Origin of the sequence: Methanothermobacter sp. KEPCO-1 (assembly GCF_008033705.1) — an archaeon.
In the GTDB taxonomy this organism is placed as follows: Archaea; Methanobacteriota; Methanobacteria; order Methanobacteriales; family Methanothermobacteraceae; genus Methanothermobacter; species Methanothermobacter marburgensis.
In genome coordinates this window covers 15322-39966 of record NZ_CP042937.1, presented here as the reverse complement: position 1 = coordinate 39966, position 24645 = coordinate 15322, and the positions used below count along the sequence as shown (strand labels likewise).

Genomic DNA, 24645 nt, shown 5'->3' with positions numbered 1-24645 from the left:
GAACATTCATTGAAGTACCCTTTTTTCTTTAACATAGAAGGTTTAATATACCAAGAAAAGCAATATATATATACATGCCATCTGCCCTTGTCGTTGAGGATGAGGCAGTAACCGCACTTGAACTTGTAAGGCTTCTTGAATCATGGGGATATGATGCGGTTTCTGTGAGTACCGGGGAGGAAGCCATTGAAACCGCCCTCAAGATGAAACCCGACATCATCCTCATGGACATAGTCCTCCAGTCAGAGGTTGATGGAGTAAGGGCCGCAAGCGCCATAAAAAGGGTCATTGATGTACCCGTGGTGTTCCTCACAGCATATTCCAGCCGGAAGATATTCAAGAGGGCATCTGAGGTTGAGCCGGACGCCTATCTCCTGAAGCCCTTCAATTCAAGGGAACTTGCATACGCCCTTGAACTCGCCCTGTACAAGAACAAGATGCAGAAACTCCTCTCCCATGCCAACAGAAGGTATCAGCAGATACTGGACACAACAGGTGAGGGAGTCTGTATATTCAGTTCAGACGGAATTATACAGTACTGTAATAGGAGGATGGCTGACTTTTTATCCTGCAGACGCGGGGACATTACGGGAAAAAGCATCTTTGATTTTGTCCACCCCGGAGACAGGAAAACAATGGAGCGTATTTTTGATTCCTGCCGTAAGGGTGCATCAGGGGAGCGTGAGATCCGCTTCAGGGCAGCTGATGGTACCACTAAATGGATGATCCTCTCAGGCCACCCCATAACTGAGTTGTCCCAGTTCAAGGGCGGCTTCTGCATGTTCAGGGATGTAACAGAGCAGAAGATGGTTGAGAGGCGCCTTAGAAAGACAAATAGATGCCTGGAACTTCTAAGCAGAATTAACCTTAAGGCAGCGGTTTCAACCGATCCGTCTGAACTCATGAAAGGTATATGCAAACTCCTGGTTGATGAGGGATACTCCCATGCATCATTCAGGACACCTGACGGTGTTACTGAAGGTGAGGGCCCAATACCTGATGTCAATCTGAGGGAAGGCATCCACAAAGGGAAGGGCGGGTCAACCGCGGTCATCCAGCTGGAGAACTGCAAAAAACCATTCTACCTCGTGGTTTCAGCGATGAGGAAAATCGATGAGGCGGAGATGAAATTCCTTAGGGAAATTGCCTCAAGCACAGCAGAGACCCTAAGGAGAATCACCTCAGAAAGTGAACTTGATTCCATCTCATCCAGATACCGTGAAATCTTCGAGAATGCAGGGGACGCCATATTCCTCACGAAGGACAAAAAAATAATTGAATGTAACAGAACCGCCCTGGAACTCTTCAGGGCTAGCGAGGACGAAATAAAGGGTAAAACCCCCTGGGAACTCTCACCTGAGTACCAGAAGGATGGGAAGTCCTCAGAATTGGCCCAGGCCATTATTGAAAGGGCAATGTCCGGTGAGAGGTGTGAATTCGACTGGCTCCACAGGAAAATCACAGGTGAGGTTTTCCCCACAAGGGTTACCGTCAGCAGGTCAGGGGACCTTGTGATGGGCATAGTCAGGGACATGACAGACCTCCACAGAGCCCATAAAAAACTTAGAACTGAACACAGAAAATTCAGGGATATCCTTGAGTCAATACCAGACCCTACATTTGCAATTGACACCGATGGAAGGGTTATAGCCTGGAACAGGGAGATGGAAAAGCTCACAGGTGTGAGGAAGGAAGAAATAATGGGTGAGGGTGACAGGGCATACGCAATTCCATTTTACGGTAAAAGAACCCCTGGACTTCTTGAGTTCATTTTAAAACCTGAAGATGCCCCTGAAAGGTACAAAAACATCAGAATGGATGGGAATTCAATCTACGCTGAGGTCTATGTGGGGCACATGGGAAGGCATTTCCAGATCAGGACATCTCCCATCTATGATGAACATGAGGAGGTCATAGGCGCCGTGGAGATACTGCGGGATGTTACAGATTATATTGAGACCAAGAAAAAACTCGAGAAATCAAGGGAAAGTTACAGGACAATATTTGAAAACAGGGCCACCCCAACTGCAGTTACAGACACGGACTTCAATATTCTGAGGGCAAACAGGGTCTTTAAAGAGATCTTCGGCAGATCGGAGGGAATCAATATGGCCGATATCATCCATGAGGGTGACCTTGAGAAACTCCACGGACTCCAGGACAAATGCCGGGCACTCATCAGGATGAAGGCCGATGATAGGATTCTCCACATGATAGTCCATAGGGGTGATATTCCAGGTTCAGGTCAGGTTGTGCTGAGCTTCAATGATATAACAAAACTCAAAATGTCCCAGCACAAGCTGAGGGATGAACTCAGGATCAGGATGGCTCTAAGTGAGATATACCCCCATGCGGTTTCTGCTGAGAGTATAGAGGAATTCACAGAGTACATACTTGATGCCGCATGCCAGGTTACAGGTGCAGAGAAGGGTGCCATAAGGCTTAAAAACAGGAGAGAAATTCTGGTATCAGGCAGCCTCAGTAATGAGGAAATTGAGGCAATTTCAGAGGATGGAATCTCATCTGCAGGGGACAGTCTGCGTTTCAGTTCATCATCAGGGGATATGAAATCTGAGATAATCCTCACGGGCGGAGATTTCCATAAATCAGACCTGAGGGCGGTTAAACACCTTTCACAGTATTACCTCCTGGCAGTGAGGCAGCTGGCCTACAGGAAGAGGATGATGGAACATCAGAATCATCTGAGGCTCATAAATATCATACTCAAATCTGCGGAGACAGATGATCCAGGTATCTTCATGGAACGGGTTCTCGATGCCATCATAAGGTGCCCTGAATTCAGATCAGCGGCAGCCTACATTGAACCCGACCTGCGACTGGAGAGGGGAATGGATGCCCCTGAAGAACTTCCTGATTTCCCTGAAATTAAACTGCATGAAAATTTCGCTGAAATACCCATAATAGTCGATGACGAGGTTAAGGGAACCCTTAAACTGGGTTTAGAGGCCGATGAAATCCCAGAAAAAACTGAATTCCTTGAGATACTTGGAGCTGAAATCTCTGATGGAATTCAGAGGATAATGATGCACAGGCAGATCGTCGAATCCCTCTATGAAAAGGAGGTGCTTCTCCGGGAGATACACCACAGGGTCAAGAATAACCTCCAGATAGTTGCAAGCCTCCTCTCGCTTCAGTCAGCCTACACAGATAACCCTGAAATCCTGAATATCCTCAGGGATAGCCAGCTGCGGGTAAGGACAATGGCGGTCGCCCATGAAAAGATATACCAGTCAAAGGCCATATCCACCATAAACCTGGGGGAATACCTCAAAACACTTGCAGATGAGATGGTCACACTCCAGTCAAACGATAGAAGATTCATAGAACTCAAGTTTGAATACGATGATATCATGGTGGAGATGGAGAGATGCATCCCCCTTGGCCTCATAACAAATGAGATAATCTCAAATTCGGTGAAACATGCATTCACAGGGGATAGGGGTAAGATAAGCGTATCCATCAGAAAAACCGGTGATAACTGTGTCCTTGAGATATCTGATAATGGCAGGGGCCTTCCAGCCGATTTCAACATAGAGGAACTCACATCCCTTGGAATGCAGCTTGTGGCAAACCTTGTAAGGCAGATCGACGGGGAACTTGAATACGGAAACCATGATGGGGCCTGCTTCAGGATAACCTTCCCGATTATTGATAGTGGCTCATAATCACCTGCTTTTTGCTGATTATTGGCGCTTTTTTAACTGTTTCTTCCCATGGCTCTTAGTATCAGCGAGTCCTCTACCTTTGCAATGAATGACCTCATCCTCAGAACCTTATCAGGGCTTGTTGATACAGCATCGACACCCATCTCAACGAGTTTCCTCACCAGAACGTAATTTGTTGCAGCGTATCCAGCAGCATAGACCTCCACACACCTTTCATGGCACGCAACAACCACCTCCTCAACCATTCCCAGGACTGCTGGGTGTGATAGATTGAAGATACCTGCAACACGGGTGCTCCTCCTGTCCGCTGCAAGGCTGCACATGGTGAGGTCACTGAGGCCAAGTGAGACAAAATCCACACCTTCGTCAAGGAGTTCATCTATCTGGAGTGCCATGGATGGTGTTTCAATAGATGCGCCCACCCTGAGGTCCCTGTGGGGTCTTATGCCCGATTCATCAAGGATTTCAACTGCCTGGACATATTCAGGAATATCCCTTATGAAGGGGAACTTCAGCTCAAGGTTACTGTATCCTGAATCCAGGAGATTACTCACTGCCTCAAATTCTGCTTTCAGGACCTCAGTATCCCTGAGATCCCTTTTTATGGCCCTCATACCCAGGAAGGGGTTTCTCTCCTGGGGCTCAGTATATCCACGGAGGTGTGTGAGTTCATCTGTCGGAATGTCGAATGTCCTGAAGCATACAGGTTTAGGGTGGAATGCTTCAAGTATCTCCTCAAGACCCCTTTCAAGAACCCTGGAGAGTTCACCTTCCTTCAAAAGCAGGTAGGGGTGTTTTCCTGTCTCTATGACCATATTCTCTATCCTTACAGAACCAACACCATCGGCAAATTCAGCAACCCTTGCTGCGAGCCAGGGGAAATTCAGGTTCACCATGACCTTTGTGGCTGTCTCATGGACCCCCATCACATCATCCCTGGACGCCCAGTCCATGACTCCCCGGTAGATGTTCCCGGTTTTACCATCCACAGTGACTATCATGCCCTCCCTGAGAACTCTGGTGGCGATCTCTGTTCCAAGTACGCAGGGTATTCCAAGTTCCCTGAGTGTTATTGCGGCGTGACTCGTGAGTCCACCGTAATCAGCTATAACGGCGGCTGCCCTTTTGATTTCAGGCAGCATATCCCTGGCTATCTTTTTGAAGACAGCCACCTCTCCCCATTCAAGGCTGCACGCATCCTCAAGGTTCCTTATTATACGCACCTTTCCGCTTCGCCTTCCGGCACCGGCACCCACACCCCTCAGGATCTGCATATGATTTATATATGTTTAATCATGTTAAAATACTATGCTCAATATGCACCACAATTCCTTCCAATTTAAACATTCCATTAAATTAAAGAAAATTTGGTATTGCTTTTAATGAAAAATTAAATTTCAGTAGTCTATGTAGTCGAATCTGCTCTCAAGTATCATGACGAGGGCAAATCCGATTATACCAATCACCACGGATATTATGATGGATGTGGTATCCACCATCGCTATCTTGTTGTAGGGGAGCCTCAGGGTACCTATCATGAGGCCCACAAGAAATGACATGGTAACGGCCTCATGGTTCCTCAGCAGGTAATCCAGAACCCTTGAGAAGCTCATTATACCAATAGCCGCCCCTGCAAGGAATGTGAATATTTCAACGATGGCCATACGGTTCAGGACCCCCAGCATGTACTCATACTGGTTCAGCAGGAGAAGTAGAAATGCACCTGAGATACCCGGCAGTATCATGGCACATATGGCCACGAATCCAGATATGAAGACAACAGGGAGTGTGTGGTTTGCCTGTATCGGGTTGAGGCCCACGAAGAGGTAGGCGAATATGAGGCCCAGAGCACCTGATGCCAGGTTTTTGAGTGAAAAACCATCTATCTTCTGGTAGACCACATATGCTGAGGCGAGTATGAGGCCTGAGAAGAATGCGTAGGTGAATGCCACGTAGGTGGTTATGAAGAAGAGTATAACCTTTGATAGTGTGAGAATCGCACAGGCTATACCTGCAAGGAGGGGTACGAAGAGTTCAAAGTCAACCTCCTCCCTCAAGGACTTCCGGGCACCAACAAGGTCGCCGGTGATGAGGGGCTTTATGAATCCGAACCTTATCTTACTTATTGCATGGACTAACCTCTCATAGATACCTGTTATGAGTGCGATTGTCCCGCCCGAGACACCGGGCATAACATCCGCGCTTCCCATGAAGAGTCCCCTGAGGAATATTGCCAGGAACCCCCTGAGTCTGTCATAGTAACCCATTTAAATCCTCCATGATCATGAATTGAAGAAGATATTTATAACCAGCCACCTTATAAATGTAGCTTCCCCGATGCATATGGCTGAGAATTGATGTGAATTCTAATTACCCTCATAAATGTACCCTACCAGACCTCTGAGGCATGTTTTCTCAGGGCATCCACTATCCTTTTCACCTTGCTCTCACCCAGCATGAGGCGGCTCTCCATTATATGCTCCGGGACATGGCAGGGCTTCAGGATCCTGCAGTGCTCATCCTCCTCCATGATGGTGCAGGAGGCGCTGAGGAATGCAACCACAGCATTAACCCATGAGACATAGATATCCCTGGTTTCAAGGAATTCCTTGAGGGCTGCGGCATTTCTCTTGGCCTGGATGGACGGTGACCTGACCTCCTCCTTTCTGAGTTCATCGTTAAGGAACCAGCGGTCACCCTTCACGATGTAGTTCCCTGAATAGGACTTTGTCTCTATCACGTAGACCCCGGTTGGCCCCACAACCACGTGGTCCATGTTCCCGTATGCCCCCGGGAGCTTGATGTCGTTCAGGATATGATACCCTTCAGGCAGGCGTCTGAGGCAGTTTGTCACTATGAGTTCACCCTCATGTCCCTTTCTCCAGCCCATACCTCTTCTTTCACTGGCCCTTATCAGTGGCACCGAGAGGGCCATGAGAATGATTCCCAGAAGCACGGGTGTGATGCCCCATGTCGTGCCTGTGACTGTAAGTAATATTCCGGCAGGTGTCATCAATGCCCCTGCAATGAGGATGAGGTTCCCGCCCCTCCAGAGCCTCCAGTAGTTATCGGCCTTCCTGTGGGTGTGGGTTTTTCTGCTGGATTCAGGGACATGTTTGGTGATTTTACGGTATTCGTTGAGGTTTTTAACGTAGAGGAGTGGTGAGCCGCATTCATCACACATGTGGAATGCCCAGAATTCTTCCTCACTGTTGATCTGCCAGTAGTGGTTACAGTTCTCGCATATGAGGTAGGCCATGATATCACTTGAAAGAGATTTCCCTTTCCTACTTATAGGGGGGAGGTGATTATATTCTTTTCCATGTGTGCTGTTTTGTGTGCTTATGACAATACTGTCGCCGCATAAAACACTTCTTGTCAATGTAGCAGCCAAGACCTCTATCATTAATGTGGAGAATAACAAGCCAATGATATACAGGATGTGTATATCATGATATACATGAGGTGTATATAACTCTCCGAGGGTACCCCCCGGTTGGGGCTGATATCGATATACATATATCGTAATACATCAGCTGATATACGTGGTGTGTATATCAGGGGGTGTGGGGGTGATATACACTGAGGGTATGCCTGTAGGGCCGCCCTGATATACATATACACGATATATATATCAGGGTTTTCTCCAGGAGACCTTCGCTGAGTTATATACAGGGTGTGTATATCATGATATACAGCATGTGTATACAGTATGAAAAAATCAAAAACAGAGTTATCATGTCTTTTTTGATCATCCAAGTAATTTCCAACTTTTTCCAGAGGTTCTCCTATGAGGGTTCATATGATAATGCCTCAGATAGGTACAGATTCGGTGCAAAATACAGGTATCTGTATCATATGATGTATATGTGGCGATGAATCTGGAGGTTTTTCGGGGCATTTTATTTTTATCAAATAACACATTAAGATGAATCTGGAGTTTTCAGGCGGATTTCATTTCCATCTTATAACACCTTGATTTATCTTCGTTAAACGTCACTATTACGAACATATGGTCCGAATAAACACTATTTGTAATAAGATATTTAAGGGACAGTATTAAATAATATTTTTGGAGGAGAGTGTATGAAGTTTGGAGATTCGGACCATGTGATATTTGAGACCTGGGTACTCAGGAAGGGTTTGGAGAAGTCCACCTTCAAAACATACCTCCAGTGCCTCAAGAAGTACTGCATGGTCACAGGCATGACCCCTGCAGAACTCATAACTGAGGCAGAGGAAGAGGAGGAGGCTGGCATCAGAATGAGAAACCGCAAGATAAACCTGCATCTCCTGAAGTTCAGAAGGACCCTTGAGGATGAGGGCAAGGCCCCCTCCACCATCAGCCTTTACTATTACGCCGTAAGGTCATTCTATGAGGCCATGGACATCACAATGCCAAAACTCAGACAGCCCTCAGGGGACATCTGCCTGGAGCAGAACTACGGCAAACTCATTACCAGGGAGGAACTCAGGACACTTGTGAGCATGGCACCACCCAGGGAGAAGGCCCTCATCTATCTCATGGCGCTCTCAGGTATGGCGCAGGCAGAGGCCAGGAGGCTGACCATCAGGAAGTTCCTGGATGCCGCGGGTGATGCCATCGGCCGTGAACTTGAAACGGTTGAGGACCTCTTCAATGCCAGGGATGAACTCATGGATGAGATCATAACCCTGGATATTGTCAGGAAGAAGGTGAACTACCGCTACATGACCTTCATCCCACCTGAGGCCACGAAGGAGATCCTGAATTACCTCAAGGAGCGGATGTATGGCAGAAATGAAAAGATACGCATCAGAGATTATGATCGGGCCCTCTTTGTTAAGGTAAACGGTGAGGACATTGACAGGGATATCATCGTAACGAATTTCAGGCGTATAGGCCTTGAGGCGGGTTTCAAGAAGAAGGATGGTGCCTACAGTTTCTGGAGGGCCCATGCACTCAGGAAGTACTTCATATCCACCATCATTAACAAGCTGGGTGACAAGGTCCTGGCGGATTTCCTTGCAGGTCATAAGATCTCTGATGTGGATAGGGCCTACTGGTACATGGATCCTGAGGACCTCAAGAGGAGGTACATGAAGGCCCTCCCATATCTTTCAATTGATGGTGTTGAGGTGAGGACCATTGAGGATAGGGATTACAGGCGCCTGAGAGAGGTTGAGAAGATCTATAACCAGATGAAGGAGGAGATTCAAAAGACCGAGAAGTTGATTCAAGTATTCAAGGACCATCCTGAATTCAAGGAATTATTCTGTAAAAGAACGAGTAGCTGACTTTTATCATTTGTTTTTAATGGATTGCTTTTTTAATATTGGAATTTTCTTAGGAGGGTATTCGTAAGCAAGTAATGTAATATTTCTAGATTTTTTAACATTTTAATTGTGGTTGGTGGTTTCGCATGAAAAATTATATAAAAAATTATACCTATGTAATTAAATAATTAGATGTACATATTTGCGGAGGAATAAGTAAAATGAAAGGGAAATATCTCATACTTTTTATAATTGTGGTTGTTTTGATGGCGGCGGGTCTTGGTATGTCAACATATATCTTGAATCTTTATTTACAGGCTTCTGAGGACCCGATTGAGAATACAAATGTATATGACGGCGATTACATGACATTTGAGTACCCTAAATCTTGGAAGATTGTAAACAAGAGTAAAGATTATAAAGAACTTTTTGGGGCCATAGAGAGTGTGAAATTTGAGGTTGATAATGAGAGTGAAGAAGATCCTGCTGATGTGATCGTTACATCTTATAGAGGCTGTCCGCCAAATTTTCTTGAAGATAGGTTTATTCAATGGTTTGAATACAATGACTGGCCGTATGAGAGAGAGGTATTTTCTTTGTATGACGAGGATGATGTTGAAATAAATTGTGTAATGTATTGTGTTGGCGATGGGGCTTATTACGTATGTTTGTTTGATAAGTATAGCATTACACCCGTTACTACGTTTACGCTGGAGTGGTTTGGTGACACATATTACTTTAATCAAACTACTAATGAGGACTTTGAAACAATTATAAAGACAATGATGAGTGATTAGAGAGTTTTTGAATCACATTTTTTTCTTTGATAATTTTCTTATCCCTTACCATGTAGTAATATTTATATAGTGTTATCTTAATACAACTATGTAATAATTTTGGAGGTGTTGTTATGAATAGTGTTGGTGAAGATGATATAAGGGAGATACTGGAGGCCATTGATGCATTTGAGAGGCTGGTTAAACTCCTGGATGATGCTGAAACGCTTCTGAGGGAGTGATTACGTTTATGCAGAAGGTTCTGGTCTCTGCCAGGTGCAAGCCTCAGTCCAAGGTGATAATAAAGAACAGTAATTACAGCTACGGGGATGCCATTGACTACTTTGCCAATAAGATCAGCAGTGAAAGCACGAGGCTCCGTGTTGAGATTGAGCTCCTGAAGGATGAGATCAGTGAACTTGAGGACATCCTTAAGAAAACGCAGAGGAAGATTGAGGAGAAGCGTGAGTACCTCCAGCTTCTTGAGTCCAGGTACTCTGCTGATTTTGAGGTTGATGAGAAGATCCTGGAATCAATCAGGTCCATTAAGAGCATAGCTGAGTCATTTGACTGTGATCCTATGGAGATCAATGAGTTCACAGGTAATGATACTATTGGTTTTCATGCTATGAAGTGTGGTATAACCAGACTTGAACTTGAGGAGCTCCTGAGAATGAATATTTAACTTTTATTCCTTTTTTGTCGTGTCTCAATAATTTTTCATAGTACTCTCTTTTAACAATATCAATCACAAAATTTAATAATTCGACTAATACAAGTATTCTCAGAAATAGGGGAGTGTGCTATTTTGAAAATTTCAAATATTTCATTTGAAAATTTCAGGTCTTTTAGGAAGTCTGAAGTCAATATAACTGATATTAATGTTTTTCTGGGTAAAAATGACCAGGGTAAGTCTTCAATTCTTGAAGCTCTGGATGTGTTTTTCTATGATGGTAAAGGAAGTATTAAAGCGACGAAAGATGATTTGAATAAGGATGCTGTAAGAGAGGGTATTAATGAATTTGCCATAGGTGTTCAATTTGAGGGATTTCCAGATCCTATTATTATAGATGAAACGAATGAAACATCCCTAAAGGAGGAATACTTGCTTAATAAGGATGGAAAATTGGAGATTTGGAAAAGATTTAGAAATGGAAACCTTTCATCTACACAGATTAAATGTTATCATCCATGCAATGATGAGTTTCTAGGTGGTCTAATAACAAAAAAGATAGGTGAACTCAGGGATTTTATTGATAAACATGGACTGGTGGTATCTGATAGAAGGAAAGCTGCTGAAATGAGGAAGGCTATAAGAGATTATTTTTCAAAAAGAGATGGTCGATTAATTTTCGAAGAGGTGTATATCCCTATTGACGGGACAGATTTGAAAAAGATCTGGGATAAATTAAAAATGCACATGCCTATTTTTAATTTGTTTGCAGTAGATAGGGAAAATCTGGACAAAGATTCTGAGCTACAAGATCCTCTTAAAAGTAGGATAAAAGAAATATTCTATAGAGAGGATGTTTTAAACAGATTAAATGAAGTTTCAGAGGAGATTGACAATGAAATCAGAGCATTTGCAGAGAACACAATTGAGATGTTCAGGTCACTGACTAAAAATGAAACAGAAATCACTCCGTCTATACCGTCTACAGAGGATTTGAAATGGGATTGTGTATATAAAAACATCGGATTTAACACAGAAGACGATATACCTATGAATAAAAGGGGTAGTGGTTTCAGAAGGCTTGTTCTTTTGAGCTCTCTCATTGCAAGAACAAAGGAAGAGGTAAATAATGAAGTAGATGTAATTTATGCAATAGAGGAACCTGAATCTTCTTTGCATCCAAAATGGCAGAAAAGACTTGTAAAGGCTCTTATAGAGTTAGCAGAGAGAGAAAAGTATCAGGTTTTTTTAACCACTCACAGTCCCAACATGATGCGCATTTTTGAAATAGAGTGCATAAAATATGTCGAAAGAGATTCTGAGGGATCCAAGGTTTACGATTTTAATGAAGATATAGGAACTAAGATTATAAAAACAATGGGTCTTCTTCCAGATATAGGCAAGGTTGTTGTATGTGTTGAAGGCCCCACTGACAAGGACTTCCTTTTGAATATTAATCAAAATATTGAAGAACTAAAAAATATTATAGACTTGAAAAAAGAGATGGAAGCTGGAACTCTAACGATTATGCCAATGAATGGATCTCGTCTCAAAGATTGGATTGCCAGTCGCGTTCTAGAAAATACAAATGCTCTTGAATTTCATTTATATGATAGTGACAAAGGTAGTGACAATGAAAATCAGTATCTTGAGGCTATTGAAAAAGTCAATCAAAGGGGAGATGGCTCTTATGGAACTCTTACAGAACTACGCGAGATAGAAAATTATGTCCCAAAGGATGTAATCGAGGAGTGTTTTGGAATTGAACTCGATACTAGTGATGATTGGACTGGTGAGGATATTCCAGAACTGCTGATTAGTAACGGCGTAAATATGGAGAAGAAAGATATAAAGAATAAAATTTGCGGCCAATGCTGTAAAGAGATTAGAAAAGATCATCTCACGAGAATGGGAACATGGAATGAAATCGAAGGATGGTTTTTGAATATAAAGAACATGATGGAAAGATGTAGAAGATAATGTGATATAATGCACTTGATTACTCCTTATTTCTGGATAAATAAAGTGAGAGGTGTTATTTTGGCTGGTAGAAGACCTGGTGGTGGTTTCAAGAGCACAAAACCCGTTGTTGTGAGGCTTTACCCTGATGAGGTTGAGGCCCTTAAGAGGAGGGTCCCAGCAAGAAGCACGATGAGTAACTACATTCGGAAGATAATTCTTGATCACCTGGAAAAAGGGTAATTGGAAATTTAATCTAGTTGTTTTTGCCTTTAATGTCACTGATTTTGTCTGTTATGATTTTCTCCAGGAATTCTTCCTCATCCATGCCTTTGAGGAGGGCCATGAATCTGAGGTCCGTCAGCAGTCTTTCAGGTAGCTCTATGATCATCTGCACTTTTTTATTGGAGAACCGTCTCCAGGAATTATCCAGATTAACACCTCCCTGATCTTATTATAATTAATAATAAAATAATCATTTTTAGTATTTATATACACCTCATGTATATCATGATATACACACCCTGTATATAACCCAGCGAAGGTCTCCTGGAGAAAACCCTGATATATATATCGTGTATATGTATATCAGGGTGGCCCTACAGGCATACATTCAGTGTATATCACCCCCACACACCCTGATATACACACCCCGTATATCAGGTGATGTATTACGATATATGTATATCGATATCAGCCCCAACTAAGGGGTACCCTCGGAGAGTTATATACACCCCATGTATATCATGATATACACATGCTGTATATCAGACATATTGGGGGCCCTGGAGTGGGGCCAGTTTTTATGGGCTCTGGATCTAACTTGTACACCCCACCCGCCCACCCCCACCAACCCCCTTCAACAATCCCATATTGATGGATGGCTTAAATGAGATTCACAGGTTTATCTGCTGTTTCTGTACCCATAAATTTTTATTACTTTTTTTATTCAGTTTAATATGAAAGTGTCGGTGGACAGGTCCCACATGCAATTAATTATGAAATTCAGATTGTGTCCCTCTCCGGCCGAATCTCCCCCCCTCAGGGTCCCTCCACCACGGCGGACCTGTCCACGGCATTAAACCTTGTGGAGGTCTGGAATTGAGTGAGTATGTCAACAGTGAGGCGTTCTTGAATCGCCAGAATGACCTCAAGAGGTCCCTCATGCAGGAGAATTTTGATGTTCTCAGTATCAGGGAGCGTGAAATGCACCTCATGCTTGCAGGTGATGGTGAAACGGTTTTTCTGTTCATGGTCCTCCTGCCATACATGGAGGTCTTTGAACTCCCCAAGGCTTACATCTGGAAGCTGAGGAGACTTGCAACCAGGTTCAGGGCGAGGCCCTTTGTCACGACTCTGATACCTGAGGTGAGGCACTGGTTCTTTGTACCCCTCACGGCCCTCAGGGATGATGGGTCCTCCTTTGTCCTGGATGTGGAGTCCTGCAGGCACAGGGGTTTCTACCTGCACAGGTTGATTTCAGAGGAACTCCAGCAGAGGTTAATGTAGGTGGTGATTGGAGTGTCAGGTTGTGAGTCAAGGATGGTTCGTGGCAGGCTCTTCATGGATAGGATCACAGGTAATTACTATTTCTTTGTCCCTGATGAGCCTGTGTATATGGAGTGGTTTGATGAGTACCTCGCAGTTCTGTATCTGATGCCTGATGAGGCCAGGTACCTCTTCACTGAGGATGAACTCCTGGATGTTGACAGGGAGGGCTTCTCATTTGTTTCAATGCAAAAAGAGGTTATTGAAGAGTTATCGACATCTTAATTTATTATTAATTTTTTTCTATTCACAGTAGATATTTATTGGATCATTTCATAGTCTACTCTTTAATTTTAGAAAATTTTATTTACTTGCAGAAAAGATGTGTATATCTAAGAGGGGGGTACAATGAAAGAAATAAAAAGTATTCCAGAGTTGCCTTCTTCTATAGTTGAAGCACTTAACGAAAAGAAACTGGCATTATTTATAGGGGCAGGGGTATCCAAGACTATGGGTTGTTGTGGGTGGGAAGAAATTAGCAGGAAACTACTTGATATTTGTAGAAGTACTGGAATTATATCGTTTAGAGAGTTCAAAAATCTTCAAGATAGATCCCCTAAGGAGTTAATTACGATTTGCAGGCATTTATTAGAATCGAATGGAAAGGATGATAAGTTTTATGAAGGAATAGCTTCTTGTCTAGAATTAGATAAAACTCTGGGATTCAATCTTTATAAAGAGCTAACCAGTTTATCAGGAAAATTTCAAGGCCCTATTATCACAACCAACATTGACAATCATTTTCATGAGTTTTTTGAGGATGAAAATATTATTTATGATGTAGAAGGACCTGATGTAAAAAGACTTTTGCAACAGATAGGGCCTCGATCGCTACTTTGTCATGTCCATGGTTGCCTTGAGAAAGATAAAAAAGGGATTGTGTTCACATTAAGAGAGTATATTCATCGTTACAATAATGAACATTTTAAAGATTTTTTGGAACATATCTTCAGGGAATATCAGGTTCTGTTCATAGGTTATGGGCTCGAAGAATTTGAGATATTGGATTTCATTATAACAAAATATGACGATCGGGTCAAACATGATTCAGAAGGTCGTTGCAAGCATTTCATACTAAAACCATACTTTCGTGGTGATGAAAAACTTCTAGAATATGATCAACATTATTATAGGGATCTTGGAATAGAAGTGATACCCTATGCGATTGATGAGGGAGGCTATCATCAATTGCATGAGGTATTAAAAAATTGGAATATCCAGATAAATAACAAATCTAGATATATTGTTGATTCTATCAACAAAATAGAGAATCTAATTGAAAATTACGATAAAGAGAAAGCCTTGGAAGTATTTCAAACGATTAGGACGGATTCTTCTTTAAAAAAAATTTTTTTAGAGAAGCTAAAATCAAATCCTGTTCCATGGTTCTCTCCTTTGTATGAAAGAAAATTTTTCAGCTTTGAAGGAAAATCTATGAGACATATAAGGCTCACGTTAGATTATCTAAAAAGTTTGGCCCTAAAAATGAAAAATGAAAATTTAATGAGTAACAGCGATGAATTTAAAGTTTTTAAAAACGTTTTAGATAATATAATCAAGTTTGATGAAACTCATGGAAAACTTTCTAAAGATACTACTTGCCAATTCTTATTGGTTGGGATCATTCTCAATCTTCCAGCTGAAGAAGTCAGTGAAAAACATGTTAAACTTATTAAAGCAATTTTTAAAGAAAAAAGCTCTGAAATGGTTTTCAGCAAAGAAATTGTTGATGAATTAACAAGATCAGTAGAAGAAAAAGAGAGAGAAGGTTTAAATAATTGGATTTCGGTTGTATATGGTTTCAAAATTGAAGAATATAAGATGAAATTCATTAATTTTACAGAATACACTGTTAAACCATTAGTACATGTGGAATATCTTAAAAAAATTAGAAGGGAATATGGAAACTCATTATTTAAATTATACTGTCCCGAGCTTATATTTGAATTAAAAGTAATTATGGATAAAATCATAGATTCAGTTGACAATCAGTTCAATTTTGGTCAAATCTCAACAATTGAAGATCATCCGCAGGGTAAATACAACGATGAATATCTATCTGAATTAGTTTACCTTGTTAGGGACGCCATGATTTTCGAAGTAAGTGAAAATAAAAACTTTGAAATTGTTGAGTCATTCCTTAAGGAGAAACATAGTATATTTAAAAGAATAGGGTTACATATTATCGATAAATTTTACGATGATCTAAAAAACCTTTTCTGGAGCTTAGATGAAAATCCTCTTGCTGATCTTTCTCTTTATCACGAAGTCTATGAACTTTTAAAAAATAATTCCTCCAAATTTTCTAAAGAAGAACTTGATAAAGTGATAGAGTGGATTGAAACATGTTATTTCGATCCCGAAATGACTGAAGAGGACATTGCTTATTCAAAGAAAAAGTGGCTTTATGCATTAGATACAAAAAACGAAAGAATAAATGAATTGTATGAAAAATACGATTCAATCGCCCCAGGTAAAATTGAACATCCCGGATTTCTTATCTGGATCGATTTTAAGGCTCCTGAGAGCCCAATTCCTCTTTCTACTTTCTTAACTAAATCAAATAAAGAATTAGTTGAATTACTGAATAATTTTTCTACAAAATCAAAAATTGATCAATTCGTCGTTGAGAGTGACTTTATAAAAGCAGTATCAGATAATCCTCAAAAATTTGTAGAAAAAATAAACCCCTTTTTTGAACTTCAAGAGCCTTTTTTATCAGATTTTTTCAAGGGTTTAGTCAAAGCCAGTGAATTAAAAAAGAGATTTAATTGGAGTAATGTTCTTCAATTTATAAGTAACCTGTTGAAGCGTCGAAGTTTCGTAGAAGATCGTGTTGCATCCTCAATTGCTGATATCATCTCGGAATATATTAAAAAAGACGTGGAAGATTTGGAAAATGTTAAAAAACTCTTTAATCTTTTGTTGAATATACTTTCATGTAAAACTAAATCTAAAAAGCAAGTTAGGGATGTAGATATAATAGGTTCGCCTCTCTATAAAGTATTTTCTGGTTTGATAAATTATTCTCTGAAAGAATATAAAAGGAGTTCTCTCTGGGACCCTGAAGTTAAGAATATCATAGAGGATAATTTGGAAAACCATTGCCCTGAAATTTATTATGCAGTAGGAACCTATCTTCCACAGTTGTATTTGATTGATGATGTTTGGATTACAGAAAACCTTAATAGGGTTTTTCCCAAGGATAATAAAGAAAACTGGAAGGCCAGTTTTTCAGCTTATTTAAAATATCCGTCTCAGGTCCCAAGCTCTCTTTTAAAACTAATACTGAGTAATGGCCATTATAAACAGGCTTTGGAAACCAAATTTGAAGACGAAGGCATTTTTGGACTTGTCGCTCGCGATATTGCTTTATGTTTCTACGAGAATTTTGATGAATCTGCAGAACTTATTTTTTGCTTAATTCAAAAGAAGGATCCAAAACAATTACGTTATTTCATAAGATCTTTCAAGTGGTTTGCTAAAGAATACAAGAATAAAGATTTTGTTAAAATCAAAGAACTATGGGGTCAATTGTATTCATGTCTGCTCGAAAAAGAAAATGAAGAAACTTTTCAAGAATTGTTTTCTGAGCTTGCATCTTGGTTATCTATTTTTGATTCAATCGATAATCAAATCTTTGAATGGCTTAGGAGCTCTGTCAAATATTTAACAAAAGCCGATTCTTATATTTTTATTGAGGAGCTTAGTAAACATGTTGAGAAGAATCCAAGAGAAGTTGCAAAAATCCACATCTGCATGTTAAAGGAGGGAAATTATGCGGAAATTGCTCAGGATCATATAAGAAAAATAGTAGACACTCTTTATGAAAAAGGTGGTGATTATAAGGGTTATGCTGATACTATTTGCAACATGTATCTATCAGAGGGCTTTGAATTTCTTAGGGACACCTTTGAAAAGAATAACCCTTAAACTTTTCTTGATTTCTAAGTGTTTTTCCTATGTATTTTGATTTTGTTTTTCCGTTTTCTTTCCAGTAGGCGTACCAGTAGGGGCCGTGGGGACATTTCTTGCATCCTTTTTTCCCGCACCTTACCTTTTCAAGCCTGTAGGTTACTGAGGCCACGACCTCCCTGCCCTTCCCTGAGGACCTGTCTGCAGCCTCAGAGGTCTGGCTTTCCAGGGCCCTGATTCTTGCATCTATGTAGTCTTTCATCTCCTGCAGGGTTTCAACGTCTTTTTGCCTGTCTACTATCGCGGTGAATGTCTTTATCATCACCATCACCATATTTTCTTATGTAACTTTTTACATATAAATCTTGTTCATGGTTACATAAGAAAGGAGTACAACTGAACTTAGGCCTGAGTCTCCTGTCATGCACAGGTGAAGGTGCCTTCCTATGCATCGAAACAGGAATCAGGAAAGGTTCCTGAAAGTGATTACCGTATCAGAAGTATCATAAAAAATTGTTATATATTGGTGAAACCCAGTTTTGTAACCATATCACAAGACCATTAAAGCTTTCTTTTGATCCTTTGACGAGATCATACTCATCTTTTAACGAGAATATCAGTTTTGATTGTTTTTTGGCTTTATCAGATTCTTAATGTGACCTCTGGATACAAGTGGTTATGGATGGTTGTGGTTGTGGTTATGACAGGTTATGGGATTCTATCTTTGATTAGAGGAGTTGAAATTGTTTGTATTGTTTTCATTTTTCTTTTCTTTTTTATCTGGGTCTCCTTGTGGTTTATATCTGGATCTGGATGGGCCTGAAGTGTGGTGGTACTTACTGGATGGATCCTCTTCTACATCTATGAATATGCTTCCATTTGAGAAGGGGTGGATCCATACGTCCCTTGTAGGGTTGCTTATACTCAGGTGGGGTCCTGTAAATCCTTGGTCTGACCTATTGCCTGTGTTTTGGCCTGCCGCCCATGATTCGATCATGCCATTCACGGGGCTGTGCGGAACCATTATCACCACTGTACAGAATGCAAGTACGACCATTACTGCCAGGATCCTCCTTTCACGTGCCTTGGAGTTTTTGTTCTTCCATTTCACAGCGTATCTCATCTTCTTTAAAGGGTGAAGGAGTGGGCAGCCTGTAGGTGTCATACAGTCAAGTATAATATGTGAGAAGAGCCCCACTGTCAGTCCCGCGCCTATGGTGGCATCATACATGATGTAAAGCAGAGCTGGGGGTATCAGAGTGAAGAGGTTGTGTAGGTTTCTCTTGTGGTTATCATAAACTGCAATCTCCAGGAAATCAATTACTGTACCTGATGCAACTGTAACAATAAAATAGTAGGGCCCCAGATCCACGCCCAGGATATAACCGAGGACAGCGCCCATGATAAATGCAAAAATCGCATGAGTGTACCATCTCATCCCATGAACTCCCGTGAATTTCATGATGCAATCCAGAGCAGTGTCCTTGCTATTATCGTTCCAAACCATACAGATGCAAGAACAAGATAGGCAATACTTCCCTTAAGGCCCATTGCAATCTTCAGGTATAATAAAAAGGCTATAATCCCTCCCATTATAATCAGGGGGATTTTTATATCGGTTACTTCATCCTCTTCGAGGCTCAGGACCTTCATATTGTTCAGGAGCTTTGCGTGGTATCCCTTTGTCTCTGCTCGTATGCTGCAGAGTATCTGGACCTCACTGATTATATCCATGAAGAAGCGGGTTGAACTCCTTGAGAGGTCCTGCAGATCATTGAAGACTATCAGGACGTCCCTGTTTTTTGTTCTTTTCTTTATGGTCCTTGTGATCTCATTCAGAGTGTATTTGCTGTATATGGTGGTTTTGGATGATTCTATAAGCTCTGAGAGTATTACCGCAGCGGTTTCCTTTGCAGGGTTTATAATCTCCAGGTAGATGACCTGGTAGTCTGCGTTTATATCGTATTCTGTGACGTCCCTGTATCTCACAGCCACGCTCCTGCCATTTTCAAGGTGTTCGTTGATGAGTTTCTCCAAGCCTTACCCTCCCCTGTTACAGATTTTGAGGTCTTTAAGGCCCATAGTGACTCTGCATGATCCTTTATCTATGGCTTCCCTGGGCACTGGTTCCAGAGAGGATGTGTACCTCTAGGTGGAGGTGTATTCCAAGGAGATGTTCTTCAATTGTGTCCATGTACAGGGTTTCTTCTAGAATAAAGAGGCGGATGTCGTTTTTTCTGTCAAAGAGCAGGTTTTCTGTTGGTTCTCCAGTTTCTTTCTCTGAGGGCAGGGCAGCTCTTATTTCACTATTCATTTACATCACCTCATATTACCATAGGACTATTAAATAATACTATGGATATATGAGGTTATGGGTTCAGGAAGAGAAGTATGCGATTTCGGCGGACTCAATAAACTGGACGTATATAAGTAGGATTTGGCTTCTTTTTGGTCGTATATTGTGGGAGGTCCCTGTGTAATGTATAATGCAATTCGAATTTTCCTGAGTGAGAACTCTGGGGGTTTAGCTATTTTGTCGTCCAGAGACAATCATGTAGCCCTCGAATAAATCATCTTAGGGTGCTGCAAGAACACTCTTCTCTAACAATCCTGACATTGGATGTTTAACTAGATGTTATGCAGTACCCATAAACTTTTATTATAATATTAATAATATGTAATATTATGGTCAGTGGATATGGTGCTACCTCCACAGTTTCTCTTCAAGAGATTCTTAAAGTGGCAAATTCCATGTCCAGGGGCTTTTATCTCTATAAAATCATACCAGAAGGGCTTCATAAAACTCCTGAGGTGATGATATGGATTTTGACGACCACTGGGAAGATATGGATCTGGATGAAGAATTTAGGGACCGTAGAGTATGTGAAATTGATGAATATGCCTTTATATTCACAGCGTCCATGATAATCCTTGTATTGTTATGGATGGCCTACCTGTTTGCAAGGACAGCGCAGAGCGTAGGCAGGATGTGATTTCCTTGAAGAACTCAGAAATCGATGAGGTCATGAAATTCATCTGCAGGTTGGAATATGATCACGGGAAGAAGATATTCCTCCAGAGGGTCTACCTGGACCTCCATACTGCCTGCAAGCTTCATATTCTGAGCTTCATTGAGGGGAGGTCCAGGAGTGATATCTCAAGGATGGCCATCAAGAGGATAATCGAGGAATATGAGGATGAAAATGGGAACCTGATTAACAGGGCAAAAAGGGAGTTGATGTGGATATAAACAAATATTTTATCTTCTTTTTTTGTATTCCAGTTCCCTGAAGGGTATTATGACCTCAGTACCCCTGTCCTCCCTTGTGAGTATCCTCAATTCACCTTCTAATTGCTGTGCAAGGCTCTTTACAAGGTTGAGACCCGTCCCTTCTTCCTTATCTCTGAGTCCTACTCCGTCATCTGCCACTCTTAAGTGGTATTCTGAATCCTTTTCCTCCACTTCAATGTGAACACTTCCCTTGTTTTCTGGGAATGCGTGTTTGATGGAGTTTGTTACGAGTTCGTTTATTATGAGGCAGAGGGGCATGGCCGTTTCTAGGTTGAGTTTCAGGTCTGTCTTGATATGGAAATTTATATTGTGTGCATTGAACAGTGACCTCAGGTGTTCTGTTAGTCTAGATACGCATGACCTCATATTGACCATGGTATAGGTTTCAGCGCTGTAAATGGACTCCTGGATTATGGCCATGGCCTTTACCCTTGTGAGGATTGCCAGCAGGGCTTCCCGTGCCTTCTCATCTGCATCATGTAACTGTATGTTTATGAGGCTCGTTATTATCTGGAGGTTGTTCTTGACGCGGTGATGGAGTTCCCTGAGAAGGGCTTCTTTTTCGGTTATGTTTGCTCTGAGGTCCTTCTGTATTTCTATGAGTCTTGTGACGTCCATTAGTGAGATGATGCCTCCTTCGTCGAGGGGTATGGCCCATCCTGTGAAGTATCTCTCATCTATTTTGAATGTGTGGATTGGCTGTGGCAGGTTTTTGTTTTTCAGGTTTTCCTTCCAGAGTTTCTTTAGATCCACTTTGAGGTTTTTCATTGGAGTGTTTCTGTGCAGGGGTTCTCCATTTTTGTCGAGGACTGCGATTGCTTCTTCAAGGTTTTCCACGACTTTCCTGAAGAATTTCCAGGTCCTCTCCATCTTCCTCTGGTTTTTTATTCTTTCTGCATCTACTCTGTTGAGTCTGTAGGCTGTGAAGGTTATTATTAGGATTATGAGTGCAAGGTTCAGTGCTGCGATGAAAACTTCTGCGGAGAAGGGGAGGTATTTCTTGCTGCTGATTATTATGAATGATGTGATGGTTACGGCGCCTATGATGATTGGGATGAGCATTCTTCCTGTGTAACCTCCTATGTTATGGGAGTATATGGGTTCGACGACCCCCTTTGATGGGTGGGTGCTGAGGAGTCCTACTGCCACAAATACCATCATTGCAGAGGATGTTATGCATACTCTGAACTGTGGTAAGGTCTCTGCTATGCCTGTGATGCTTGAGAGGAATGATGCATATGCCACTGTGCCTGCAGTGTAGCTGATGATCTGGGCTGCAGAATAGTATCTTATGGTGAATAGCACTATGGCTATTGCGTAGGCTGCGATTATTGTTGAAGTGATGATGCAGGTTGCTGGCAGGTGGAGGTTGAGGAGGCCCTGCATGCATTTACAGTTTTCACTCATCTGCAGGAGTATCAGAAGAACTGCAAGGATCAGAGATGTTATCTTCATTGAGGTCCTCACTGTGATGATTGAGATTGCCAGAAAGATGAAACTTGTGAATACCACTGGATTTGTATCCAGGAAGTGTCTTATTTCAACCAGACTCGATGGTCCTGTTAACCATAAAATCAATGAAAGCATCGATAATATCAGGACAAAAATGCTCATTGAGAGCGTTAGTTTCCCATCAAGAGATTTTAAGTTTATATCATTTAGCGGCATTTTAATCACCATTTCACTTATAAACCCTGATTTAATAAATATTTTTTGAAATAATCTCTAAATGGAAGATTTAAAAGTATTAACATGGTATTTCCCTGTTTTAGATTATAATACCTGAAAATTATTGATATTAGATTTATTGGAGGGCAATGCTCTATTTTTAATATTCTTATGTAACTTATGAATCTGTTAATCTGCATGGTTACATAAGACACTTCGTTTGTACCCAAAGGCATGCTTTAAGGTCTCCTTCAGGTATCTACTGTGAATGAATCTTCAGGAGGTGGAAAATGTATGCGTAATGGAACACTTCTGCTTGCAGCTCTCCTTGCAGTCTTTATACTGGCAGGTTCATCGGCTGCAGCAGATGTGGGTGTTGAACTCGATAAGAACAACACGAAGCCGGTGTATAACTCGACCCTTAGGGTTAAGGTCATAGCGAAGGCAGGCAATCAGAACGTGCAGAGCGCTGTTGCAACTGTCAAGGTTCCTGAGGGCCTGGTCCTCCAGGACTACTACACAGGCCAGGGCTACTATGACCTCGGAACAGGTACCTGGGAGATCGGGGACATCCCTGCATATGAGGAGAGGTCCCTGACACTTGTGTGCCTCCTCAACACGACAGGAAACGTGACGGTGACCGCCAACGTAACAGCTGACGGTGATGAGAACCCCGCCAACAACAATGCCCAGCTACAGTTCAGGGTCAGGGGGATCGCGGACCTTGAACTCAATGTGACCAGCAGTAAACAGAGTGCCAGGCTTGGTGATACGGTCACATTCAATGTGAAACTCAAGAACAGGGGCCCCCACGCCGCAAATAACATCAACATTGCCAACTTCTTCTCAGGCGGCCTTGCGATTCAGAGTTACAGCTACACTACAGGTTACTTTGATGATGTCGCGAGGGAGTGGATCCTTGAGACCCTTGATGCTGGTGAGGAGGCCGCCCTCACAGTTGTGTGCCTTGTTAACAGGACAGGTGATCTCTCTGACTATGTTTCGGTGCGTGAGGTGGATGAGGGTGATGTGAATGTCTACAACAACATGGCCCGCGCCTCAGTCGCTGTTAAGGGAACTGACCTGGACCTTGACCTCTCTGTGAGTAAACCGAAGGCCTATCAGGGTGACGTGGTCAATGTGGTCTGCCGTGTTAAGAACAATGGTCCTGAGGTCGCCCAGAATGCCAGGGTCAACCTCCAGCTACCTGCTAACCTGCAGGTCCAGAATGTGCAGGTGGACAGGGGCACCTACAGTAACGGTGTCTGGGTCATTGGCGACCTTGCAGACAGTGAAACAGCACTCCTCAATATAACAGCCAGGGTGGTATCAGCGGGTAACTTCACAGTGAACGCCACTGCGGTTTCACCTGCAATAGACGACAGCAACCCCGTGAACAACGACGATACAGCGCTGATGTCCGCAGCGATACCAAAGAAGGCCCTCAAGGTGAGGATAAAGAACAACTCTGCGGTGACCATCAGGGTGCTCTTATATGTGAGCATCAATGACCACGGCAAAATCACCAGGAAGACCTACAACTTCTACCTGAAGAAGGGCCTCAGCAGGGACCTCAGCCTAGGATACTTCCAGCTCGGCACCACTGCACTCTTCAAGCAGTACACCTACAACACCAATTACAGGTCAAGGACGATATCCTATGAGAACACCTACAACACAACAGATATTAAGACAAGTAGAGTCAGTGTTTCAGGAGTCAAAGGGAGACAGAAAGCCCCCATTGTCAGAATAAACACTTTATACTTTGATGAAAAGGGATCCGTATTAATATAAATTTTCAATTATTTTTTTAATAATCTTTTTAATCCTATCAATAATGTCAAGCTTTTAGAGATTAAGGTATTGGAAATA

General features: G+C 42.0%; 22 protein-coding genes. 13 read left to right on the top strand and 9 right to left on the bottom strand.

Going from position 1 to position 24645, the window contains the following annotated elements; translation table 11 throughout:
- Window positions 1-74 precede the first annotated feature (74 nt).
- A complete protein-coding gene (locus tag FVF72_RS00150; RefSeq protein ID WP_013295669.1) occupies window positions 75-3686 on the top strand; it encodes a PAS domain S-box protein in 3612 nt (1203 codons plus the stop codon).
- 32 nt (window positions 3687-3718) lie between these two features.
- Here FVF72_RS00150 and FVF72_RS00145 read toward each other — a convergent pair whose 3' ends face one another.
- The 3 genes from FVF72_RS00145 to FVF72_RS00135 form a co-directional block, all read right to left on the bottom strand.
- A complete protein-coding gene (locus tag FVF72_RS00145) occupies window positions 3719-4960 on the bottom strand; it encodes a putative PEP-binding protein (RefSeq protein ID WP_013295670.1) in 1242 nt (413 codons plus the stop codon).
- A gap of 123 nt (window positions 4961-5083) precedes the next feature.
- Complete coding sequence (locus FVF72_RS00140; RefSeq protein WP_147671950.1) at window positions 5084-5896, bottom strand: DUF368 domain-containing protein; 813 nt, start codon at window positions 5894-5896, stop codon at window positions 5084-5086.
- 179 nt (window positions 5897-6075) lie between these two features.
- Window positions 6076-6945, bottom strand: a complete 870-nt coding sequence (locus FVF72_RS00135) for a nuclease-related domain-containing protein (protein WP_013295672.1) — start codon at window positions 6943-6945, stop codon at window positions 6076-6078.
- An 827-nt stretch (window positions 6946-7772) separates the two neighbouring features.
- Between FVF72_RS00135 and FVF72_RS00130 the strand changes: the two genes are divergently transcribed.
- The 5 genes from FVF72_RS00130 (at window position 7773) to FVF72_RS09220 (ending at window position 12593) form a co-directional block, all read left to right on the top strand.
- Window positions 7773-8963: a site-specific integrase gene (locus tag FVF72_RS00130; protein ID WP_147670841.1), complete on the top strand. Its 1191-nt coding sequence runs from the start codon at window positions 7773-7775 to the stop codon at window positions 8961-8963.
- Between the two features lie 245 nt (window positions 8964-9208).
- Entirely contained in the window at window positions 9209-9739 is a 531-nt protein-coding gene (locus FVF72_RS00125; RefSeq protein ID WP_147670840.1) for a hypothetical protein, read from the top strand.
- 229 nt (window positions 9740-9968) lie between these two features.
- Window positions 9969-10403, top strand: coding sequence for a hypothetical protein (locus FVF72_RS00120; RefSeq protein ID WP_147670839.1), 435 nt, complete (start codon window positions 9969-9971; stop codon window positions 10401-10403).
- Between the two features lie 123 nt (window positions 10404-10526).
- Window positions 10527-12371, top strand: a complete 1845-nt coding sequence (locus FVF72_RS00115) for an ATP-binding protein (protein WP_187239644.1) — start codon at window positions 10527-10529, stop codon at window positions 12369-12371.
- 60 nt (window positions 12372-12431) lie between these two features.
- A complete protein-coding gene (locus FVF72_RS09220; RefSeq protein ID WP_187239643.1) occupies window positions 12432-12593 on the top strand; it encodes a hypothetical protein in 162 nt (53 codons plus the stop codon).
- A gap of 13 nt (window positions 12594-12606) precedes the next feature.
- Here the strand turns inward: FVF72_RS09220 and FVF72_RS09325 are convergent, their stop codons facing one another.
- Window positions 12607-12741, bottom strand: a complete 135-nt coding sequence (locus tag FVF72_RS09325; protein WP_255503734.1) for a hypothetical protein — start codon at window positions 12739-12741, stop codon at window positions 12607-12609.
- Between the two features lie 710 nt (window positions 12742-13451).
- On the opposite strand from FVF72_RS09325, the gene FVF72_RS00110 reads away from it, so the two are divergent.
- The 3 genes from FVF72_RS00110 (at window position 13452) to FVF72_RS00100 (ending at window position 17831) form a co-directional block, all read left to right on the top strand.
- Window positions 13452-13859: a hypothetical protein gene (locus tag FVF72_RS00110; RefSeq protein ID WP_147670837.1), complete on the top strand. Its 408-nt coding sequence runs from the start codon at window positions 13452-13454 to the stop codon at window positions 13857-13859.
- Window positions 13860-13871: 12 nt separating this feature from the next.
- Window positions 13872-14123 (top strand): hypothetical protein, encoded by a 252-nt coding sequence (locus FVF72_RS00105; RefSeq protein ID WP_147670836.1) that lies wholly within the window; start codon window positions 13872-13874, stop codon window positions 14121-14123.
- Window positions 14124-14246: 123 nt separating this feature from the next.
- A complete protein-coding gene (locus FVF72_RS00100) occupies window positions 14247-17831 on the top strand; it encodes an SIR2 family protein (protein ID WP_147670854.1) in 3585 nt (1194 codons plus the stop codon).
- On the opposite strand, the gene FVF72_RS00095 is transcribed toward FVF72_RS00100, so the two are convergent.
- The 4 genes from FVF72_RS00095 to FVF72_RS00080 all read right to left on the bottom strand — a co-directional run bounded on the left by FVF72_RS00095 (window position 17800) and on the right by FVF72_RS00080 (window position 20127).
- Window positions 17800-18141 carry a hypothetical protein gene (locus FVF72_RS00095; RefSeq protein WP_187239645.1) on the bottom strand — a complete coding sequence of 114 codons (342 nt, stop codon included), beginning with the start codon at window positions 18139-18141 and terminating at the stop codon, window positions 17800-17802. The two genes, FVF72_RS00100 and FVF72_RS00095, sit on opposite strands and share 32 nt — an antisense overlap.
- Before the next feature lie 390 nt (window positions 18142-18531).
- Window positions 18532-19275 (bottom strand): metal-dependent hydrolase, encoded by a 744-nt coding sequence (locus FVF72_RS00090; RefSeq protein WP_187239641.1) that lies wholly within the window; start codon window positions 19273-19275, stop codon window positions 18532-18534.
- Entirely contained in the window at window positions 19272-19850 is a 579-nt protein-coding gene (locus FVF72_RS00085; RefSeq protein WP_147670851.1) for a hypothetical protein, read from the bottom strand. The genes FVF72_RS00090 and FVF72_RS00085 overlap by 4 nt, the downstream gene beginning before the upstream one ends.
- A 64-nt stretch (window positions 19851-19914) precedes the next feature.
- Window positions 19915-20127: a hypothetical protein gene (locus tag FVF72_RS00080; RefSeq protein WP_147670850.1), complete on the bottom strand. Its 213-nt coding sequence runs from the start codon at window positions 20125-20127 to the stop codon at window positions 19915-19917.
- 505 nt (window positions 20128-20632) lie between these two features.
- On the opposite strand from FVF72_RS00080, the gene FVF72_RS09215 reads away from it, so the two are divergent.
- Together FVF72_RS09215 and FVF72_RS00075 are read left to right on the top strand one after the other, a co-directional pair.
- Window positions 20633-20806: a hypothetical protein gene (locus FVF72_RS09215; RefSeq protein ID WP_187239640.1), complete on the top strand. Its 174-nt coding sequence runs from the start codon at window positions 20633-20635 to the stop codon at window positions 20804-20806.
- 5 nt (window positions 20807-20811) lie between these two features.
- Window positions 20812-21063: a hypothetical protein gene (locus FVF72_RS00075; protein WP_147670849.1), complete on the top strand. Its 252-nt coding sequence runs from the start codon at window positions 20812-20814 to the stop codon at window positions 21061-21063.
- Between the two features lie 9 nt (window positions 21064-21072).
- Here the strand turns inward: FVF72_RS00075 and FVF72_RS00070 are convergent, their stop codons facing one another.
- On the bottom strand, window positions 21073-22560 hold the full coding sequence (locus FVF72_RS00070) for a sensor histidine kinase (protein WP_187239639.1): 1488 nt from the start codon (window positions 22558-22560) through the stop codon (window positions 21073-21075).
- A gap of 16 nt (window positions 22561-22576) precedes the next feature.
- Here FVF72_RS00070 and FVF72_RS09210 point away from each other — a divergent pair, with 16 nt between their 5' ends.
- The gene (locus FVF72_RS09210) at window positions 22577-22822 is read left to right on the top strand and encodes a hypothetical protein (protein WP_187239638.1); all 246 of its coding nucleotides are present in this window, start codon (window positions 22577-22579) and stop codon (window positions 22820-22822) included.
- A gap of 245 nt (window positions 22823-23067) precedes the next feature.
- Window positions 23068-24567, top strand: coding sequence for a DUF11 domain-containing protein (locus tag FVF72_RS00065; protein ID WP_147670847.1), 1500 nt, complete (start codon window positions 23068-23070; stop codon window positions 24565-24567).
- Window positions 24568-24645 lie beyond the last annotated feature (78 nt).

What these genes read in the sequence shown, in the direction of transcription:
- FVF72_RS00145 (WP_013295670.1), bottom strand. Translation starts at nt 4,960, where the DNA reads ATGCAGATCCTGAGGGGTGTGGGTGCCGGTGCCGGAAGGCGAAGCGGA.
- FVF72_RS09215 (WP_187239640.1), top strand. Translation starts at nt 20,633, where the DNA reads ATGGATTTTGACGACCACTGGGAAGATATGGATCTGGATGAAGAATTT.
- FVF72_RS09210 (WP_187239638.1), top strand. Translation starts at nt 22,577, where the DNA reads ATGATTGAGATTGCCAGAAAGATGAAACTTGTGAATACCACTGGATTT.
- FVF72_RS09325 (WP_255503734.1), bottom strand. Translation starts at nt 12,741, where the DNA reads ATGATCATAGAGCTACCTGAAAGACTGCTGACGGACCTCAGATTCATG.
- FVF72_RS00135 (WP_013295672.1), bottom strand. Translation starts at nt 6,945, where the DNA reads ATGGCCTACCTCATATGCGAGAACTGTAACCACTACTGGCAGATCAAC.
- FVF72_RS00140 (WP_147671950.1), bottom strand. Translation starts at nt 5,896, where the DNA reads ATGGGAAGCGCGGATGTTATGCCCGGTGTCTCGGGCGGGACAATCGCA.
- FVF72_RS00100 (WP_147670854.1), top strand. Translation starts at nt 14,247, where the DNA reads ATGAAAGAAATAAAAAGTATTCCAGAGTTGCCTTCTTCTATAGTTGAA.
- FVF72_RS00070 (WP_187239639.1), bottom strand. Translation starts at nt 22,560, where the DNA reads ATGAAGATAACATCTCTGATCCTTGCAGTTCTTCTGATACTCCTGCAG.
- FVF72_RS00120 (WP_147670839.1), top strand. Translation starts at nt 9,969, where the DNA reads ATGCAGAAGGTTCTGGTCTCTGCCAGGTGCAAGCCTCAGTCCAAGGTG.
- FVF72_RS00090 (WP_187239641.1), bottom strand. Translation starts at nt 19,275, where the DNA reads ATGAAATTCACGGGAGTTCATGGGATGAGATGGTACACTCATGCGATT.
- FVF72_RS00125 (WP_147670840.1), top strand. Translation starts at nt 9,209, where the DNA reads ATGGCGGCGGGTCTTGGTATGTCAACATATATCTTGAATCTTTATTTA.
- FVF72_RS00150 (WP_013295669.1), top strand. Translation starts at nt 75, where the DNA reads ATGCCATCTGCCCTTGTCGTTGAGGATGAGGCAGTAACCGCACTTGAA.
- FVF72_RS00130 (WP_147670841.1), top strand. Translation starts at nt 7,773, where the DNA reads ATGAAGTTTGGAGATTCGGACCATGTGATATTTGAGACCTGGGTACTC.
- FVF72_RS00080 (WP_147670850.1), bottom strand. Translation starts at nt 20,127, where the DNA reads ATGAATAGTGAAATAAGAGCTGCCCTGCCCTCAGAGAAAGAAACTGGA.
- FVF72_RS00095 (WP_187239645.1), bottom strand. Translation starts at nt 18,141, where the DNA reads ATGGTGATGATAAAGACATTCACCGCGATAGTAGACAGGCAAAAAGAC.
- FVF72_RS00065 (WP_147670847.1), top strand. Translation starts at nt 23,068, where the DNA reads ATGCGTAATGGAACACTTCTGCTTGCAGCTCTCCTTGCAGTCTTTATA.